General features: G+C 46.1%; 11 protein-coding genes. 9 read left to right on the top strand and 2 right to left on the bottom strand.

Going from position 1 to position 20,340, the window contains the following annotated elements; genetic code table 11:
- On the bottom strand, positions 1-2,346 hold the full coding sequence (arcB, locus tag HKI82_RS04480) for an aerobic respiration two-component sensor histidine kinase ArcB (protein ID WP_102940449.1): 2,346 nt from the start codon (positions 2,344-2,346) through the stop codon (positions 1-3).
- 146 nt (positions 2,347-2,492) lie between these two features.
- Entirely contained in the window at positions 2,493-3,425 is a 933-nt protein-coding gene (gene mnmL / locus HKI82_RS04475) for a tRNA modification radical SAM protein MnmL/YtqA (RefSeq protein ID WP_171137320.1), read from the bottom strand.
- A 533-nt stretch (positions 3,426-3,958) separates the two neighbouring features.
- Here mnmL and gltB (HKI82_RS04470) point away from each other — a divergent pair.
- The 9 genes from gltB (HKI82_RS04470) to HKI82_RS04430 all read left to right on the top strand — a co-directional run bounded on the left by gltB (HKI82_RS04470) (position 3,959) and on the right by HKI82_RS04430 (position 20,339).
- A complete protein-coding gene (gltB, locus tag HKI82_RS04470; protein ID WP_171137319.1) occupies positions 3,959-8,497 on the top strand; it encodes a glutamate synthase large subunit in 4,539 nt (1,512 codons plus the stop codon).
- The gene (locus HKI82_RS04465) at positions 8,497-9,951 is read left to right on the top strand and encodes a glutamate synthase subunit beta (RefSeq protein ID WP_171137318.1); all 1,455 of its coding nucleotides are present in this window, start codon (positions 8,497-8,499) and stop codon (positions 9,949-9,951) included. Before gltB (HKI82_RS04470) ends, HKI82_RS04465 begins: the two co-directional genes overlap by 1 nt.
- A gap of 545 nt (positions 9,952-10,496) precedes the next feature.
- The gene (gene gltB, locus HKI82_RS04460; RefSeq protein ID WP_171137317.1) at positions 10,497-14,960 is read left to right on the top strand and encodes a glutamate synthase large subunit; all 4,464 of its coding nucleotides are present in this window, start codon (positions 10,497-10,499) and stop codon (positions 14,958-14,960) included.
- Positions 14,961-14,978: 18 nt separating this feature from the next.
- Complete coding sequence (locus HKI82_RS04455) at positions 14,979-16,391, top strand: FAD-dependent oxidoreductase (protein WP_171137316.1); 1,413 nt, start codon at positions 14,979-14,981, stop codon at positions 16,389-16,391.
- 199 nt (positions 16,392-16,590) lie between these two features.
- Positions 16,591-17,025 (top strand): DUF1499 domain-containing protein, encoded by a 435-nt coding sequence (locus HKI82_RS04450; protein WP_315972711.1) that lies wholly within the window; start codon positions 16,591-16,593, stop codon positions 17,023-17,025.
- A gap of 124 nt (positions 17,026-17,149) precedes the next feature.
- Positions 17,150-17,860, top strand: coding sequence for a 5'-methylthioadenosine/S-adenosylhomocysteine nucleosidase (mtnN, locus tag HKI82_RS04445; protein ID WP_102940455.1), 711 nt, complete (start codon positions 17,150-17,152; stop codon positions 17,858-17,860).
- Positions 17,861-17,873: 13 nt separating this feature from the next.
- Positions 17,874-18,827 (top strand): cobalamin biosynthesis family protein, encoded by a 954-nt coding sequence (locus tag HKI82_RS04440; RefSeq protein WP_102940456.1) that lies wholly within the window; start codon positions 17,874-17,876, stop codon positions 18,825-18,827.
- Entirely contained in the window at positions 18,828-19,652 is an 825-nt protein-coding gene (btuF, locus tag HKI82_RS04435; RefSeq protein WP_102940457.1) for a vitamin B12 ABC transporter substrate-binding protein BtuF, read from the top strand. It abuts the gene before it with no gap.
- A 66-nt stretch (positions 19,653-19,718) separates the two neighbouring features.
- Positions 19,719-20,339 carry a TRIC cation channel family protein gene (locus HKI82_RS04430; RefSeq protein WP_102940458.1) on the top strand — a complete coding sequence of 207 codons (621 nt, stop codon included), beginning with the start codon at positions 19,719-19,721 and terminating at the stop codon, positions 20,337-20,339.
- The last annotated feature ends 1 nt before the right edge of the window (position 20,340 follow it).

The following is a 20,340-nucleotide window of genomic DNA, read 5'->3' as shown; positions in this document are numbered from 1 at the left end:
TTATTTCCTTTGTTCCAACCACTGTTTGAGTACTTCAATATCGTTGAGGTATTCATTTTTAATTTCCTCAACCCAATCGGTTATGTTTTCCCACCAAGCAGGTGCTTCTGGCGATTGTGCTTTTTGCGCCACACTTTGAATGTGTTTTAAACCTATAGACCCTGCTGCGCCTTTTATCTTATGCGCTTCAGAAACAATCCCGTCTTGATCTTTCGCCACCATGTTGGAGTCCAATACTTCGATATAACTTGGCATCATCTCTTCAAACATCTTAATGCTATCAAGCACAGGCTTCTGCCCAACAATATCAACGTAAGAAGTCAGCATATCGAGATCAAGCAGTCGAACATAAAGATCGTCGTTGCCTTCAATGTGTTTTTCCATAGGTTTTGCCTCGTCTGTTGTTTGCAGAGGATTCATTGTGACCTTGCTTATCACGTCCTGAACAGCTGAAACCGACAGTGGCTTACTTATCGCATCATCCATGCCTTTTTCAAGATATTCAGATCGGTCTTTAAGTACGTTAGCGGTCAACGCCACCAACGGTGGAAGCTCTTGATAGTGGCTGCGGTAGTACTGCGCAATATCAAAGCCCGTCATATCAGGAAGCTGAATATCCAAGAAGACCAAGTCATACAGTTCAGGTTTGAAAGTATCGATCGCAGCTTGTCCTGTCATGGCAACAGTCACCTTATGACCAAGACTTTCAAGCAATGAACGAGCAACGGTGACGTTGAGTTCAATGTCTTCCACCATGAAGATATTCAAACTGCGCTGAACAGCCTCCGGAGCCTTCTTCACTTCGGATGCTTCGACCAAAGGAACACTGATCGACACCGTAAAAGTACTGCCAAAGCCCTCTTCACTGCTTACGGTAATATCACCGCCCATTAAATTAACCAACTGACGCGATACCGCAAGACCGATACCTGTACCGACTGCGTGTAAGTTATCCTCGCCAGACTTCACCTGATAGTACATAGCGAAAATCTTATCGAGTTCCGATTCAGGAATACCAATCCCCGTATCTTCAATATCCATAGTGATATGTGCCATACCATCTTCGATATCCGCACTGACGTTCATCACTACTCCACCCTCTTTGGTGAATTTCATTGCGTTGCTGATCAAGTTCCAAAGAACTTGGCGCAGTCGCGTTGCATCCACACTGACGAGTTCAGGTAAATCCGTTAATCGTTCTAAATCAAAGCGCAGACCTTTCTGCTCCGCCATCAGTGCTGACAAGCTTTCTAGCTCGACAACAAATTCTTCAAAGTTCAAAGGTGCAGGGAATAACTCTAGCTTGCGACGGTCAAACTTATCCATATCGATAATATCGTTAAAGATATTACCCAAGGTGACAGCACTTACATTAATGGTTTGCATGTGTTTGCGCTGCTCTGGCGTCATTGGCGTATCCAGCAGCATCCGGCTTAAACCGACAATACCATTGAGAGGTGTGCGTAACTCATGGCTGATGGTCGAGATAAATGTGGTTTTATCTCGGCTGGCTTTTTCCAAAGACTCTTCGTGGCGTTTGCGTTCAGTGATATCACGACCAAAGCCAACCAGACCTAAGTGACGCCCATCTTTACTGTAAAACGGTACTTTACGCAGCTCGAAATAGTTTTTGTGGCCATCTGGATATTCCAGCCACTGCTCATAAGTGATAGCGCGATTGTCTTTGAATACGCGTTGATCGGTTTCAACAATCGACTGAGCAATCTCTTTACGGTAAACATCCCATGGGGTTAAACCAACCAGCTCACTTTCTCTTTTGCCAGTCAGTTCTTCCATGGCTCGGTTACAACCGGAGAATTCACCTTTTGCGTTTCGGTAATAGATCAAGTCAGGAGAAGCATCGATGAATGAACGTAACAGAGCCGTCCGCTCGGCAAGCTCAACCTGTGTTTTTTCACGTTGAAAAACCTCGGTTTCTAGATCGACCATGGCTTCTTCACGCGCTTCTTCCGCTTTAATACGCTCTTCGATCTCTTGATTCAGCTTAACAATGTTCTGCTGGAGCTTATGGTTCAGCTCTTGATCTCGTGAACGCATGTCTTTGAGCTTGGAAACCAGTTTGGAGAGACGCTGACGTGACTCTTCCAACTGATCAACGACCACGGAAAGAAAGTACACAGCCCAAGGGGTGATGATAAGACCAAAGAACACCGATCTCAGAATATCGATATCATCAACATAGCCATTAAGGGCAAGAGTAATACCGACCTGAACGACCACGGCCAGAGCAACTAAAGCAAGTGCCAGTAAAATAGAGAAACGCAAAATACCCAGTTTGACTAGCAGATCCACGTAGTACTGGGCGAGATTTTTCATTGGTTTCATTCATAACTCCACAGGAATGAATTAGCCGTAGTCTAGCCTGTTTCCATGCCAAGAGTCAGCCAAAGAAGTCACTCGTCTTTGAAGAATTTGAACTGATCAAGGGTTACTGATAAAAGTTCCGCTCTTTTCCATTGGAATGAGGGAAATTAACGGACAGTTTGATAATGAAAAGGCTGACCAATAAGAGAGCCTTGCGCCCCCTCTTTATCTAATGCTCTGCCAATTTCTGTCATCGCGAGCCAGCGGTTTTCACACCACAACGGAGATAACAAGGTTGGTCTGCGCGCTGCGGAAGAAACTCGGTGATAAACCACATCTGGCGGTGTTAAACGAATCATCTCACTAGCAATAGCTACATACTCTTCCAGCGTTGGCGCTTCTAATCTACCAGCGCGCCAAGCTTTAGCCATTGTGCTGCCTTCGACAATATGCAAACCATGCAGTTTGATGCCGTCAGTACCCACTTCCAGAACTTTTTTCAGGGTTTCAATATTGTCGTCACGGGTCTCTTTGGGCAGGCCAACAATTAAGTGCGTACAGACCTTAATCCCCAACGCTCGTGCTCGCTCAGTGATCTGCGAGTAGCATTCGAAGTCATGACCTCGATTAATGTGTTTCAAGGTTTGGTTATTCGCGGTTTGCAAGCCCAGTTCCAACCAAATTTCATACCCTTGTTGTACATAACCTGCGAGCAGTTCAAGGACAGCATCAGGTACGCAATCTGGTCGAGTTCCAACACATAAGCCGACAATATCCGCAGCTTTTAACGCCTGCTCGTACATGTTCTTCAAGGTCTGAACTTCAGCATAAGTGCTGGTATACGCCTGAAAATAAGCGAGATATTTGCGAGCACGGTGAATTTCTCCTGCGCGATCTTTTAATTGTTCTTCAATACTTTGGATTTGCGTCTCTTCATCCGCAAACGAGGCCACATTGCAGAATGTACAACCCCCGCGGCCAATGGTGCCATCACGGTTAGGACAACTGAAACCACCATGTAAAGTCAGCTTGTGAACGCGCTCTCCATAACGCCTTTGGAGATCCTGACCAATGGTATTAACTAACTCATGTAACTGCATATGGGTACCAAAATAGATGCAAATAGTTCTCAATGCGATCTTTGTAATTAAATTACAAAATCACAAAAAAATGGTAGCCAATTGTAAATATCCCGAACTTGCTAAGCCCCAATCAAAATCAATAAACATTCACAAAATAAGCATTTAATACACATTGTTATTCATTTGTTAAAATCATTATGCATTTTGCAACAAAAAAATGACCTAGAAAGTAGAGTTTTCGTTGGAATTTCGTGCAACAAAAATGTAGGATATTTACAGTTTTGCACTGATTTTGTTTATTTTATTACACAAAACCCTGTGAAACATCTGTGATTATCCGAGCCCACCTATATAAATCACTACAAAAGTGATCAAGAAAAATGGATATCACTATGGATTGTTTTTCTCACAAAATTTTTCCGTGAGAGACCGAAAGGATGCGAACCAACTAGCACTGGTTGGTTTAGATTCATTAAATATAAAAGGATTGGACGCAATGCTATGGCATGCCCTAGGGAAATTGCGTCTGCTTGAACTGGAAGGAAGTATCTATGGTAGATAGACAGCAAAATTCGCAAGGTCTCTATACTCCTGAGCTGGAGCATGATGCATGCGGTATCGGTTTTGTTGCTCACCTAAAGAACCGCAAGTCGCATCACGTTGTGACACAGGCTCTGGACATGCTCGCGCGTATGGAACACCGCGGCGGCCAAGGTTGTGACCCATGCAGTGGTGACGGTGCCGGTATTTTATTGCAAAAACCACACGAATTTTTACTCGAAGAAGCGGTAAAGCTTGGTATTAAACTGCCATCTTTCGAAAAGTATGGCGTTGGTGTCATGCTGTTCCCGAAAGACGAGTACAAACGTGCACAATGTCGTGACATTCTTGAACGCAACGCTCGCCGTCTAGATCTAGACGTGATTGGCTACCGCGTTCTGCCAACAGACAATTCAATGTTGGGTGCTGATCCGTTAAGCACCGAACCACAGTTTGAACACGTATTTATTTCAGCAGCACCTGGCGTTACTCCTGAAGAACTTGAGCGCAAGCTTTATGTTCTACGTAACTACACAATCCGTGTTTGCTTGGAAAGTGTTTCTAACATCAAAGACGAATTCTACATTAACTCAATGTCTTACAAGACATTGGTTTATAAAGGTCAGTTGACCACAGAGCAAGTACCTCAGTACTTCTTGGATTTACAGAATCCATCAATGGTTACCGCTCTGGCACTGGTACACTCACGCTTTTCGACCAACACATTCCCAAGATGGCGTCTGGCTCAGCCTTTCCGCTACATTGCGCACAACGGTGAAATCAACACGGTTCGCGGCAACTTGAACTGGATGAAAGCGCGTGAAGCGATTCTGCAGTCCGATCTATTTACTCAAGTTGAAATCGATATGCTGCTGCCTATCTGTCAGGAAGGTATGTCAGACTCAGCAAACTTCGATATGGCGCTAGAACTGCTTGTTCTTTCAGGCCGTAGCTTGCCACATGCTCTAATGATGATGATCCCTGAAGCATGGCAAGAAAACAAAACCATGGATCCAACTCGCCGTGCTTTCTACCGTTACCATGCAAACATCATGGAACCGTGGGATGGCCCAGCGTCTGTTTGTTTCACTGATGGTGTTCAAGTAGGTGCAACTCTCGACCGTAACGGTCTTCGCCCTTCTCGCTACACAGTGACGAAAGATGACTTCCTTGTGATGGCGTCAGAGTCTGGTGTAGTCGAAATCGCACCAGAAAACGTGGAATTCCGTGGTCGTTTGCAACCGGGTCGTATCTTCGTTGCCGACCTAGAACAAGGTCGCATCATTTCTGATGAAGAGATAAAAGATGGTATCGCAAGTGCTCAACCTTATGAAAAATGGGTTGAAGACAACCTGCTAAGTCTGAAGAAGCTTCCTGAAGCAGACAACGCACACAGCCAACCAAACCCAGAGCGCTTACTGCATCGCCAACAAGCATTTGGTGTCAGCACCGAAGAAGTGAACGATATCATCGTGCCTATGGCAAATGATGGTAAAGAGCCTCTTTCTGCAATGGGTGCTGACTGGCCGTTAGCGATTCTTTCGCATCAGTCACAGCATTTATCTAACTACTTTAAGCAGTTATTTGCGCAGGTAACCAACCCGCCGATCGACCCGATCCGTGAGCGTATGGTTATGTCACTCAATACCTATATTGGTAAAGATCAAAACCTGCTTGCTGAATCTCCTCAGCACTGCCGTAAAGTTGAACTTGAATCACCAGTGATTTCTAACGCTGAGCTAGAGAAACTACGTGCGATTGATAACGAGCACTTACAAGCAAAAACACTGGATATCGTATTCCAAGCCAGTGAAGATGCCGGCAAGCTTGAGCGCGCACTGAAACGTATCTGCCAATATGCAGAAGACGCAGTTATTGATGGTTACTCAATCATCCTGTTGACTGACCGTGCAGTGAACTCAAACCATGCGGCTATTCCAGCGATGCTTGCTGTGGGTGCAGTTCACCATCACCTAATCCGTAAAGGTCTTCGTGCACGTTGTGGCATCGTGGTCGAAACCGGTGATGCACGTGAAACTCACCACTTCGCAACGCTACTTGGCTATGGTGCAAACGCCGTTAACCCATACCTAGTATCGGAAACACTGGTTGATCTGCAACGCCGCAAGAAACTGAACCCAGAAACGCCGGTTGAAAAGCTGTTCGACAACTACCGTAAAGCAGTAAACGGCGGCTTGTTGAAGATCTTCTCTAAGATGGGGATCTCAACACTTCAGTCTTACCACGGTGCACAGATCTTTGAAGCTTTGGGTATCCACAAATCTGTGGTTGATAAGTACTTCACCGGTACCGTTTCACGTATCCAAGGTTTGACTTTGGATGACATCGCTAAAGAAGTGATCGTTCGTCACCGTGTGGGTTACCCAACTCGCGAAGTGCCAATTCGTATGCTTGATGTGGGCGGTGTTTACCAGTGGAAACAACGTGGTGAAAAGCACCTGTTCAACCCAGAAACTATCAGCCTGTTGCAACAATCGACTCGTAATAAAGATTACGCTCAGTTCAAGCAATACGCAGCGGCGGTTGATAAACAGGGCGATGACGCAGTAACACTGCGTAGCCAGCTAGAATTTGTTAAGAATCCGTCAGGTTCGATTCCGATTGAACAAGTAGAACCTATTGAAAGCATTGTTAAACGTTTTGCGACGGGTGCAATGTCATTCGGTTCTATCTCTCACGAAGCCCACTCAACACTTGCAATTGCGATGAACCGTTTAGGCGCGAAATCCAACTCTGGTGAAGGTGGTGAAGACCCAACTCGTTTTGAACGTAAAGAAAACGGCGATTGGGAACGCTCAGCAATCAAGCAGGTCGCATCAGGTCGCTTCGGTGTAACTTCATACTATCTGACCAACGCAGAAGAGCTTCAAATCAAGATGGCTCAAGGTGCGAAACCGGGTGAAGGTGGTCAGCTGCCGGGCGATAAAGTCGATGACTGGATCGGTGCAACTCGTCACTCTACTCCTGGGGTTGGTTTGATTTCTCCACCGCCACACCACGATATTTACTCAATCGAAGACTTAGCACAGCTTATCTTCGACCTGAAAAACGCGAACCGTGCGGGCCGTGTCAACGTGAAGCTCGTTTCTGAAGCGGGTGTTGGTACTATCGCATCGGGCGTTGCGAAAGCAAAAGCTGATGTGGTACTTATCGCTGGCTTCGACGGTGGTACAGGTGCTTCACCAATGTCTTCAATTCGCCACACAGGTCTTCCTTGGGAACTTGGCTTGGCGGAAACTCACCAAACGCTACTGAAGAACGGTCTACGTAACCGTATCGTTGTTCAGGCTGATGGTCAGATGAAAACGCCTCGTGACCTTGCGATTGCAACACTACTGGGTGCTGAAGAATGGGGCGTAGCAACAGCAGCATTGGTTGTTGAAGGCTGTATCATGATGCGTAAGTGTCATAAGAACACCTGTCCTGTTGGTATCGCAACACAGAACAAAACTCTGCGTGAACGCTTTGATGGCCGCGTAGAAGACGTTATCACCTTCTTCCAATATATGGCTCAAGGTTTACGTGAAATCATGGCGGAGCTAGGCTTCCGCACTATCGATGCAATGGTTGGTCAGGGTCAGAAACTGAAACCTCGCCAAGACGTTGCACACTGGAAATATAAGAACCTCGATCTGTCGCCTGTTCTTCACATTGAACAAGCACGTGCAGAAGATGGTATCTACAACCAGACACAGCAAAACCACAACTTAGACAACGTGTTAGACCGCACTTTGATCAAGATTGCTGCTCCTGCGCTAGAGCGCGGTGAAGCAATTCATGCAGAGTTGCCAATCATCAACACTGACCGCTCTGTAGGTACTATGCTGTCGAACGAAATTTCGAAAGTCTACAAAGACCAAGGTCTGCCTCAACCTATGAATGTGAAATTCACAGGCTCTGCGGGTCAGTCATTTGGTGCTTTCCTTGCCAAAGGCGTGACATTCGAAGTGGAAGGCGATGCGAACGACTACTGGGGCAAAGGTCTGTCAGGCGGTACGCTGATTCTTTACCCAGATTCGAAATCGACCATAGTTCCAGAAGACAACATTGTTGTTGGTAACGTGTGTTTCTACGGCGCAACCTCTGGTGAATCTTACATTCGTGGTATGGCGGGCGAACGTTTCTGTGTTCGTAACTCAGGCGCGAAAGTGGTTGTAGAAGGCATTGGTGATCACGGTTGTGAGTACATGACTGGCGGTATTGCGGTTGTCCTTGGTTCTACAGGTCGTAACTTTGCTGCCGGTATGAGTGGCGGTATCGCTTACGTTTGGGACAAGTCTGGTGACTTCGAATCCAAACTGAACTCTGAGCTGGTCGACCTTGATCCTATCGAGCAAGAAGACAGAGAGCTACTACTGGATATGTTGACTAAGCATGTTCAATTCACAGGAAGTGAAGTCGCTAAGTCGTTCCTTGACAACTTTGAAGCAAGCCTAACCTCAATGGTTAAGGTTATGCCGCGTGATTACAAAGCGGTACTTCAGAAGCGTAAGGCACTGGCACAACAGACAGAAGCGGAGGCAGTGTAATGGGTAAGCCTACTGGATTTTTAGAGCATGGTCGTGAGCTTCCGAAAAAGATTGCACCGGCTGAGCGTATCAAGAACAACAAAGAGTTCGTTCTAAACGAAGAGTTTGGCAGCAAAATTAATACCCAAGCTTCTCGTTGTATGGATTGTGGTGTGCCGTTTTGCCATAACGGCTGCCCTATCGGTAACATCATTCCTGAGTTCAATGATGCGGTTTATCGCGATAGTTGGGAAGAAGCGTGGAACATTTTAAGTTCTACCAATAACTTCCCAGAATTTACAGGTCGTGTTTGCCCAGCGCCATGTGAAAGTGCATGTGTACTGGGTATCAACCAAGATCCAATCACCATCTGTAATATTGAGAAAACCATCGTTGAAACTGCGTATCGTGAAGGTTATGCAAAGCCGAAAACACCACGCTCACGCACGGGTAAAAAGATCGCGATTATCGGTTCAGGCCCTGCGGGCTTAGCTGCGGCAGAGCAGTTGAACAGCGCTGGTCACACCGTGACGGTTTACGAGCGCGATGAAAAAGTGGGTGGCTTGCTACGTTTCGGTATTCCTGATTTCAAACTCAGCATGGAAGTGATTGATCGCAAGATCAACTTGATGGCTGAAGCAGGTGTTCAGTTTGAAGTGAACGCGCATGTGGGTGTAGATATTAACGCTCAGCAGCTACGTCAAGAATACGATGCAGTACTGCTTACAGGTGGTTCAACAGTTCCTCGTAATCTGCCGATTCCGGGTCGTGAATTGAATGGCGTGTACTTCGCGATGCAATTCCTAGCTCAGAACAACCGCCGTGCTAACGGCATGGATCTAAAAACTGAAGAGATCCATGCAAAAGGTAAGCACGTTGTGGTTATCGGTGGTGGTGATACTGGCTCTGACTGTGTCGGTACTTCTAACCGTCACGGTGCAGCGAGTATCACTCAGGTTGAGATCATGCCTATGCCGGCAGACAAACGTCCTGCCAATATGCCTTGGCCGCAATACCCAATGATTCTTCGCACTTCAACTTCTCACGAAGAAGGCTGTGAGCGTCATTGGAATATCCTGACCAAAGAATTTATCGGCAACGATGAAGGCGAAGTAACAGGTTTACGTATTGCAGACATCGTGTGGAATGATTCTCGTAACTTTACTGAAGTTGCAGGAAGTGAACGTGTCATTCCTTGTGATATGGCGTTCTTGGCAATGGGCTTCTTGCACCCAGAACCACATGGCGTGTTGGCTCAGCTTGATATTGCATTAGATGAGCGCGGCAATGTAGCAACCAAAGATTTCGCTACTAATCAAGAAGGCGTATTTGCTGCTGGCGATATGCGTACAGGCCAGTCTCTGGTTGTACGTTGTATCAACGAAGGCCGCGAGTGTGCTCGTTCAATCGACCAATACCTAATGGGCAATACCAATCTAGAAGCAAAAGCGGATTCATTAATGCTTTCAGCATAATGATTCATAACAAAAGGTTTTTATAGTTTGATGCTCTAGAAACCTTTTCTATTCAGATTGAAAATTTCTTATAGACCTTCCATTTGGCTAGCATACACTGCTAGCCTTTTTTATTCTTTTCTCATATCTTGAGATTTATATGTTAAATCTTTGTGATAACAAATAATTTATCATATTGAATTTTATAGACTATTTCAGAGTAATCAGTGGTAAATCGCACTCAAAGATGATTTTAGCCCAACAACTTGACCTTTTGCACAATTAGCTATAGGTTGTGAACTCACTGAAAACAAACTGCTCAAAATTGTTAAATTTTTAGTCAATTCTTAGTAATAAATATCCAAATAATAACAACAACAATATCCAAACAACTTGCAGTGGCAAAAAGCGACAAGTGAATGACCTCCCATGCCCATGAAAACCTTCAGTTCTCATGCAAAGGAGACAAATACCTAGTCAGCAAAGCTGTCACTAAAAGCCGGAAGGGTATATAAGAATAGTTAGTCATTTACTGTCTTGTAGACAGAAGCAAAGGGAGAATTGCAATGGCTCTATACGATCCTAGTCTTGAGAAAGACAACTGTGGATTCGGCTTGATTGCGCACATGGAAGGTCAAGCTAGTCATAAATTGGTTCGCACAGCGATTTCTGCACTCGATCGCATGACACACCGTGGCGGCATCGCAGCCGATGGAAAAACCGGTGATGGTTGTGGTCTTCTACTGCAAAAGCCTGACTCTTATCTGCGTTTAATTGCCGAAGAACAAGGTTGGAACCTTGGTAAGCAATACGCGATTGGCATGGTGTTTCTCAGCCAAGATCCCGTCAAAGCCCAGTCGGCTCGTGACATCATCAATAAAGAGCTATCAAAAGAAACCTTGTCTGTTACTGGCTGGCGTATAGTTCCAACCAATCCAAAGGTTTTAGGCCCAATCGCAGCCGATTCATTACCAGACATTCAACAGATCTTTATTACGGCACCTGCGGGTTGGCGTGAGCGCGATATTGAGCGCCGTCTTTACATAGCTCGCCGTCGTATCGAAAAACAAATTACTGACGATTCAGATTTCTACATCTGTTCTCTTTCTACACAAGTTATTGTTTACAAAGGCTTGTGTATGCCAGCAGATCTACCACGTTTCTATTTGGATCTTGCTGATTTACGTATGGAATCGGCTATCTGTCTGTTCCACCAGCGTTTTTCTACCAATACTCAACCTCGTTGGCCTTTGGCTCAGCCTTTCCGTTATCTTGCCCACAACGGTGAGATCAACACCATTGACGGTAACCGCCAATGGGCTCGTGCGCGCGCATACAAGTTTGCCTCGCCACTACTACCCGATCTTAGTACGGCTGCACCATTTGTTAACGAGACAGGCTCTGACTCTTCAAGCCTAGATAACATGCTGGATCTCTTCCTAGCAGGCGGCATGGATCTGTTCCGTGCAATGCGTATGCTCGTTCCGCCAGCGTGGCAAAACCACCCAGACATGGATGAAGATCTACGCGCATTCTACGATTTCAACTCGAAACACATGGAACCGTGGGATGGCCCAGCAGGTATCGTGTTATCTGATGGTCGCTATGCAGCGTGTAACTTAGACCGTAACGGTCTGCGCCCTGCTCGCTATGTGATCACCAAAGACAAGCTGATCACCCTTGCGTCTGAAGTGGGTATCTGGAACTACGCGCCTGATGAAGTGGCTGAAAAAGGCCGCGTTGGACCGGGTGAGCTACTGGTTATTGACACTCGCAAAGGCAAGTTGTGGCAATCAAGCGAGATCGACAACGATCTTAAGAGCCGCCACCCATACAGCGAGTGGATGAAAAACAACGTCTACAAACTGAAATCTTTTGCTGAGCTACCTGATGATCAAGTTGGTGAGCGTAGCTTTGATGAAACGCTACTTAAGACTTATCAAAAGCAGTTTGCAATGACCAACGAAGAAGTGGATCAAGTTCTTCGTGTGCTAGGTGATATGGGACAAGAAGCCGTTGGCTCAATGGGTGATGACACCCCGATGGCGGTTCTCTCTTCTAAAGAGCGCTTGATCACTGACTACTTCCGTCAAAAATTTGCACAGGTGACTAACCCACCTATCGATCCACTACGTGAAAAACACGTCATGTCTCTGGCAACCAGTATCGGTCAAGAGATGAACGTGTTTAACGAGACTGATGGTCACGCGCACCGCGTTACTTTTGACTCGCCTATTCTGCTCTACTCTGACATGCAGCAACTGCTAACACTGAGTGATCAGCACTACCGCAACACGATTCTGGATATCAACTTCGATCCACAACAATCGACGCTGCAACAAGCAGTGATCGATTTGTGTGATAAAGCCGTTGAAGTGGTTCGTGGTGGCACAGTTCTACTTGTGCTTTCAGATCGTGCGCTAACAAAAGACAAGCTACCAATCCCTGCTGCAATGGCTGTGGGTGCGATTCATACTCGCTTGGTTGAAGAGAATCTGCGTTGTGATGCCAACATCATTGTTGAAACAGCAACGGCACGTGACCCACACCAATTTGCGGTACTAATCGGCTTTGGTGCAACAGCAATTTATCCATATCTGGCTTACGAAGTACTTGGCAAGATGGTCGATGACGGAGCGATTGATAAGAGCTACCGCGATGTGATGCAGAATTACCAGTACGGCATCAACAAAGGTCTGTATAAGATCATGTCGAAGATGGGTATTTCTACGGTTGCCTCTTACCGCTGTTCTCAGCTATTTGAAGCTGTGGGTCTACATACTGATGTTGTTGATCTTTGCTTTAAAGGCGTGAAAACACGTATTCAGGGTGCAAGTTTTGAAGACTTCCAACAAGACTTGTTCAACCTATCTCGCAAAGCATGGGCGGCACGTAAATCTCTAGAACATGGCGGTTTACTGAAATACGTTCACGGTGGCGAATACCACGCTTACAACCCAGATGTCGTCGGTACTCTGCAAAAAGCTGTGAAGTCTGGCGAAAGCGGTGATTACAAGCAATTTGCTAAACAAGTTAACGAAAGACCAGCCGCGATGCTACGTGACCTGTTGAAGCTGAAAAAATCAGATAAACCACTACCACTTGAGAAGATTGAACCAGCAACTGAGCTATTCAAACGCTTTGACTCTGCGGCGATGTCTATCGGTGCTCTGAGCCCAGAAGCGCACGAAGCACTAGCGACTGCGATGAACCGTCTAGGTGGTTTCTCTAACTCAGGTGAAGGTGGTGAAGATCCTCGTCGTTTTGGTACTGAGCGTAACTCGCGTATCAAACAAGTAGCATCGGGTCGTTTTGGCGTAACACCGCACTACTTAACCAATGCGGACGTTTTGCAGATCAAAGTCGCTCAAGGTGCGAAACCGGGTGAAGGTGGTCAGCTTCCGGGTCATAAAGTGACCGCAGAAATAGCGAAACTTCGTCACTCGGTACAAGGTGTAACCCTAATTTCACCTCCACCACACCACGATATTTACTCCATCGAAGACTTGGCACAGCTTATCTTCGACTTGAAGCAAGTGAACCCGAAAGCGTTAGTATCCGTAAAACTGGTTTCTGAACCGGGTGTTGGCACTATCGCAACAGGTGTTGCGAAAGCTTATGCCGATTTAATTACCATTTCGGGTTACGACGGCGGTACAGCAGCAAGTCCACTGACTTCAGTGAAATATGCAGGTAGCCCGTGGGAGCTTGGTCTTGCTGAAACACAACAAGCACTGGTTGCTAACGGTCTGCGCCATAAGATTCGTCTGCAAGTCGATGGTGGTTTAAAAACCGGTCTCGACGTAATCAAAGGGGCTATTTTAGGTGCTGAAAGCTTCGGCTTTGGTACTGGTCCTATGGTTGCAATGGGCTGTAAGTTCCTGCGTATCTGTCACCTAAACAACTGTGCGACTGGTGTAGCAACGCAAGACGAAACTCTGCGTAAAGACTACTTCAAAGGTCTGCCTGAAATGGTAATCAACTACTTCACAGGCATTGCTGAAGAAGTACGTGGATACTTGGCCGAACTCGGTGTTGAGAAACTAACAGATCTGATTGGTCGTACTGACCTGCTAGAAGCAGTTCAAGGATTAACAGCGAAGCAAAGTAAACTTGATTTGTCTGGCATTCTAGAAGCTCCTGTGTCTCCTCAAGGGTTACCACTAAGCTGCACAGAGCCAAACACACCGTTTGATAAAGGCGTACTGAACCAGAAAATCGTTGAAGATGCGATTGAAGCAGTAGAGAAACAGCAATCCATCGAGCTTTACTACGATGTGATCAACACAGACCGCTCTGTGGGTGCTCGTCTGTCGGGTGAAATTGCTAAACGCTACGGTAATGCTGGTTTAGCTGGCTCGCCAATCAAAGTGGTACTAGACGGTACTGCGGGTCAATCTTTCGGTGTGTGGAACGCTGGCGGTGTAGAACTGTATCTCACTGGTGATGCAAACGACTACGTAGGTAAAGGCATGGCTGGCGGTAAGATTGTCATCAAACCGCATTTAGGTACAGCATTTAGCTGTAACGAAGCCACTATTATCGGTAACACTTGTTTATACGGCGCGACAGGCGGAAAACTGTTTGCTGCGGGTAAAGCTGGCGAACGTTTCGCAGTACGTAACTCAGGCACCATCAGCGTAATTGAAGGCGCTGGTGACAACGCTTGTGAATATATGACAGGTGGTATCGTCGCGATTCTTGGCGCAACTGGCGTGAACTTTGGCGCTGGTATGACGGGCGGTTTTGCCTACGTTCTTGATGAGAACGGTGATTTCCAAGGTCGTGTCAACGAAGAATCTGTTGAAGCTCTATCACTGAAAGATCTCTATATCCATCAAGAGCATCTGCGTGGACTTATCGCGGAGCACTTAGAAGAGACAGGTTCTGCTCACGCAGAAAGCATTTTAGCGAACTTTGATGAATGGATTCCGAAGTTCTACTTAATCAAACCACAGGCAGCGGATCTACAAACCCTATTGGGTCACCAAAGCCGTAGCGCTGCAGAACTACGTGTTCAAGCACAATAATTGGAAGGAGCCAGATTTATGAGCCAGAACGTATACCAATTTATTGATGTTAACCGTGTTGATCCGGCAAAAAAGCCGCTCAACATCCGTAAAATTGAATTCGTAGAAATTTACGAACCTTTCACTAAGCAGCAGGCAACAGCGCAAGCTGACCGCTGCTTGGATTGTGGTAACCCATATTGTGAGTGGAAATGTCCGGTTCACAACTACATTCCACAATGGCTGAAACTTGCCAATGAAGGTCGCATTATGGAAGCCGCTGACCTTGCGCACCAAACCAACAGCTTGCCTGAAGTGTGCGGTCGCGTGTGTCCGCAAGACCGCTTGTGTGAAGGGTCATGTACTCTGAACGACGATTTCGGCGCAGTAACCATAGGTAATATTGAAAAATACATTACCGATACTGCATTTGAAATGGGCTGGAAACCTGACATGTCTCACGTTGAGTGGACGGATAAAAAAGTTGCCATTATCGGTGCAGGTCCTGCTGGACTTGCCGCTGCTGATATCTTGGTTCGTAACGGCGTTAAACCAGTTGTGTTTGACCGTTACCCTGAAATTGGTGGTTTGCTAACTTTCGGTATCCCTTCTTTCAAACTTGAAAAAGGGGTGATGGAAAACCGTCGCCGTGTATTCACTGAAATGGGTGTTGAGTTCCGCTTGAATGTCGAAGTCGGTAAAGATGTTCAGCTACAAGATCTGATCAACGAATACGATGCTGTGTTCCTTGGCGTAGGCACATACAAATACATGCGTGCCGGTCTGGAGAACGAAGACGCACAAGGCGTATTTGACGCATTGCCGTTCCTGATTTCGAACACCTATAAAGTGATGAACTTAGAAAACACAGACCCATTTATCGACATGCAAGGTAAGAAAGTCGTGGTTCTGGGTGGTGGTGATACAGCGATGGACTGTGTTCGAACTTCCATTCGTCAAAATGCTTCACGCGTTATCTGTGCTTACCGTCGTGATGAAGAGAACATGCCGGGTTCTCGCCGCGAAGTGAAAAATGCCAAAGAAGAAGGAGTTGAATTCATGTTCAACCTTCAGCCTCTTGGCATTGAAGTTGACGCATCAGGCAAAGTAACCGGCGTAAAAGTGGTTCAGACTGCTTTAGGAGAGCCTGATGAAGCGGGTCGTCGCCGACCTGAGCCGGTAGCTGGCAGTGAACATGTACTTGAAGCTGATGCAGTCATCATGGCATTTGGTTTCCAACCTCATCAAATGAGCTGGTTAGAACCACACGGCGTAGAACTGGATCAATGGGGTCGAATCAAAGCCCCTTCAGAGCAATCATTTAAGTTCCAGACAACGAACGAGAAGATCTTTGCTGGTGGTGACGCAGTTCGAGGCTCAGACCTAGTGGTAACCGCCATCGATGAAGGTCGCAAAGCCGCTGACGGTATTTTGGATTACTTAGGCGTTTAAGAAATCTGATTCAACAAAAAAAGGATCCCTCTCAACACGGATCCTTTTTTATTTATATAATCGCAAATTATTGTTCAATAGCCATTCATAAGCCTAGAAACGAAACAGCGTGAATGAGTCTAATATGTAGAATAGCTCTCCCCCGAAGAGTTAGGAGAGTACGATCCAGCCACGGGGATAAGACAAATAGGTTTTGCAGATGTATAAAGTTCTAATTGTTATTCTTTCAACTGTACTTTTGAGTGCTTGTAGCAAAGGTATTCCTCCAATGGTCGATCGCACACATACTCCTTGTGGCAACAAACCCAATTGTGTTTCAACCGTTGAAACACGAGAAAAATATATGCTTGCTCCATTCATATTGCGCTCAGGAGTGACACTGGATCAGGTTGAACGTGTCGCTTTAACGCTGTCTGGTGCTCAAACCGCCGAGAAAACGGACGATTATCTGCGCATAGAATGCACCTCGCGCATCATGCGCTTTGTCGATGACTTAGAACTAAAAATCGAAGATGACCATTTGCTGGTTCGTTCTGAATCTCGAGTCGGTTATAGCGATTTTGGAGTCAACCGCCGCAGAGCAGCAGAACTAAGAGAAAAGCTCAATCTTGCTGGATTGATATTCGAACCATAAAGAGCTCTTTTCCAGTCACTTGCTTACGAGCGATAAGATGAGCAGCCGAATCTCGATAAATTGTCTAATCTCATGATAAACTTCAGGCTGTTTTTCAATTAACAACTTATAAAAGAGATACCCCATGAAAATTGGCATCATCGGTGCGATGCAACAAGAAGTCGCTATTCTAAAAGACGCTCTTGAGCAATGTCAGGAAGTCAGCAAAGGCGGCTGTACTTACTACTCAGGTAAAATTCACGGCGTTGATGTCGTTCTGCTTCAATCTGGTATCGGTAAAGTAGCCGCTGCGATTGGTACAACGATTCTTTTAGATGAGTACCAACCAGACGTGGTTATTAACACAGGTTCTGCGGGTGGCTTTGACTCTAGCCTAACTATGGGTGATGTGGTTATCTCAACGGAAGTTCGTCATCACGATGCAGACGTAACCGCATTTGGCTACGAGATGGGTCAAATGGCAGGCCAACCAGCAGCATTTACGGCTGACGAGAAACTGATGGCAGTAGCAGAGAAGGCTCTTGAAGCTATCTCTAGCGAAACCAACACAGACAAACACGCGGTGCGCGGCTTGATTTGTACTGGTGATGCTTTCGTTTGCACGGCGGAGCGCCAAGACTTTATCCGTAAGCACTTCCCTTCTGTTATTGCCGTTGAAATGGAAGCGTCTGCGATTGCACAAACTTGTCACCAATTCGAAGTGCCATTTGTTGTGGTTCGTGCGATTTCTGATGTGGCAGACAAAGAGTCGCCAATGTCATTTGATGAGTTCCTGCCGCTAGCAGCGCAAAGCTCATCTGAAATGGTGTTAAAAATGGTTGAGTTGTTAAAGTAACCAACTCACATCCATGAACGAAATCATTTCGACCGTTTATGCTGAAGGTGCGCTCCTCATTATGTGGGGCGCTCTTTTGCTGCATTACATCTTACCTATCCCTAGAGCTTCACATCCGGCGATTTTGTGGCACAAATTTGCTGAAGTTCTCGCTGACAAAGTTAACACCAACAGTAATTACTCTCAGAGCATCATTTCCGGTACGCTGGCTTGGTTATTAATGATTATCCCCGCAATCCTGTTCTGCATCGCTTTAAAACCTCTAGTCTGGCAGCCACAACTCTATGAATTAGCTCTTTTGATTCTGGCATTAGACTGGCGTAACAATGGCCAGCTCGCCAACAAACTGGGCAAAGCATTAGCAAAAGAGGACAAAGTCGGTGCACGTAAACTGCTTGAGCCTTTTGTGAATAGAGAAACCAGTACCTTGTCTACTGTAGGGCTGGGCAAAGCAGGTGCTGAAACCATTATTATGGGATATGGACGTAACGTTGCTGTGGTGCTGTTTTGGTACGCTTTATTAGGCGCAACGGGTGCTTTTATCTATCGATTAATGGCTGAACTGGCTCGTGCTTGGTCACCTTCTCGTTCTCAGTTCAATCCTTTTGGGCTGCCTATCGTCCGCGCTATCGCAATACTAGAATTTTTACCTCTGAGACTGTTTAGCTTGTTCATTACGTTAGGCAATAATTCAGGGAAAGCTCTGCAAACCATCAAGAGCCAAAGCCGTTCATGGCCACTACCCGGCCCAGCTTGGCTACTGTGTGCAATCGGTGGAAAACTAGAATTGGCTTTGGGTGGCCCAGCCATCTATGGCGAACAAAAAGTTGTGCGAGCCAAAATTGGTGGTCGCATTGTTCCTTCTGCACTGCACCTATCTCAAATACATAGCTTGCTAGCATGGAGACTCTTTCTGTGGATTTTCATTGAAAGCCTTCTGCTTCTTATCATTCATAAAGGGATATAAATGCGTTTTTGGTCATTCGTCTTCACTGCTTTATTACTTTTACCACCAGCTCAAGCAGACCAATCGATTCAGCGCATTATCAGCCTTGCTCCACATGCGACAGAATTAGCCTTTGCTGCTGGCTTAGGCAATAAACTTGTCGGTGCGACGGATTACAGTGATTACCCAGAGGAAGCCAAAAATATTGAAAGAGTGGCCAACTACCAAGGTATCAAACTAGAACGGATCATGGCTCTCAAACCGGATCTGATTATCGCTTGGCCGAAAGGTAACCCAGCGAAAGAGATTGCCAAACTTAAGCAGCTCGGTTTCAAGTTTTACAATTCTGAAGTCAATACACTCGACGATATTGCCACCAATATTGAAGCGCTCAGCCAATATGCAGATGACCCACAGCAAGGTAAACAGGCAGCCGAAGCATTCCGTGAACGTTTAAATGCGCTGAAGTCTCAACACTCAGGATTAACACCTGTACGCTATTTTTATCAACTCAGTGAAAAACCGATCATCACGTTGGCACAAGACAGTTGGCCAAGTGAGGTATTTCGTTTTTGTGGCGGAGAAAACATCTTTGAGAACAGTTCAACTCCTTATCCTCAGGTGGGTATTGAGCAAGTTCTTATCGCCAAGCCAGACGTCATTTTCACTTCAGAGCATGCCATTGCAAACGGCAGCATGTGGCTGCGCTGGAAAGACCAAATACCAGCAGTTGAGCAAGGCCATGTATGGTCGTTGAATGCCGACTGGATTAACCGTTCAACGCCTCGCACACTCAACGCGATTGAAGAAGTTTGTCACTACTTTGAACAAGTAAGAAACAATTAACAGCTTGATAAAAAAGTCTTACAATCCACCACCTTTACGATAAACCTACTTTTGGTAGCACATAAATTGGATACCTCACTACTCTATTTAATCGATATGTTTGGCACGGCTATTTTCGCTATTTCAGGCGTATTGCTAGCTGGTCGTTTAAAAATGGATCCTTTCGGTGTCACTGTATTGGCGAGTGTTACCGCAATTGGTGGCGGAACTATCCGTGATATGGCGCTTGGAGCAACACCGGTATTCTGGATAAAAGACACGACCTATATCTGGGTCATTATCGTGACTTGTATTTTAACCATGGCGCTGGTGCGCAGACCCAAACGAATCCCTTGGTGGGTTCTGCCTGTTTGCGATGCTGTCGGTTTGGCATTTTTCGTCGGTATCGGTGTTGAAAAGGCACTGATGTATCAAGATTCAGCGGTAATCGCCATTATTATGGGCGTGATTACAGGCTGTGGCGGCGGCATCATCCGCGATGTACTGGCAAGAGAAATCCCGATGGTGCTGCGTAGTGAAGTGTACGCAACAGCCTGTATTGTAGGCGGTGTATTCCATACAACCGCATTAGCTATGGGTTATGACAACTCGGTCGCGCTTCTTTCAGGCGTTGCGTCAACGCTGATCATCCGCCTTGGTGCTATCCGTTGGCACTTATCGCTACCAACCTTCGCCCTCACCAAATAAT

The sequence above is a fragment of the Vibrio plantisponsor genome, assembly GCF_013041605.1.
Taxonomy (GTDB): domain Bacteria; phylum Pseudomonadota; class Gammaproteobacteria; order Enterobacterales; family Vibrionaceae; genus Vibrio; species Vibrio plantisponsor.
The sequence above is the reverse complement of the archived record's forward strand: the minus strand, read 5'-3'. Positions and strand labels throughout refer to the sequence as shown.

Coding starts and splice junctions, on each gene's coding strand:
- mnmL (WP_171137320.1), bottom strand. CDS start 3,425: ATGCAGTTACATGAGTTAGTTAATACCATTGGTCAGGATCTCCAAAGG.
- HKI82_RS04465 (WP_171137318.1), top strand. CDS start 8,497: ATGGGTAAGCCTACTGGATTTTTAGAGCATGGTCGTGAGCTTCCGAAA.
- arcB (WP_102940449.1), bottom strand. CDS start 2,346: ATGAAACCAATGAAAAATCTCGCCCAGTACTACGTGGATCTGCTAGTC.
- btuF (WP_102940457.1), top strand. CDS start 18,828: ATGCGTTTTTGGTCATTCGTCTTCACTGCTTTATTACTTTTACCACCA.
- HKI82_RS04440 (WP_102940456.1), top strand. CDS start 17,874: ATGAACGAAATCATTTCGACCGTTTATGCTGAAGGTGCGCTCCTCATT.
- gltB (WP_171137319.1), top strand. CDS start 3,959: ATGGTAGATAGACAGCAAAATTCGCAAGGTCTCTATACTCCTGAGCTG.
- HKI82_RS04450 (WP_315972711.1), top strand. CDS start 16,591: ATGTATAAAGTTCTAATTGTTATTCTTTCAACTGTACTTTTGAGTGCT.
- mtnN (WP_102940455.1), top strand. CDS start 17,150: ATGAAAATTGGCATCATCGGTGCGATGCAACAAGAAGTCGCTATTCTA.
- gltB (WP_171137317.1), top strand. CDS start 10,497: ATGGCTCTATACGATCCTAGTCTTGAGAAAGACAACTGTGGATTCGGC.
- HKI82_RS04455 (WP_171137316.1), top strand. CDS start 14,979: ATGAGCCAGAACGTATACCAATTTATTGATGTTAACCGTGTTGATCCG.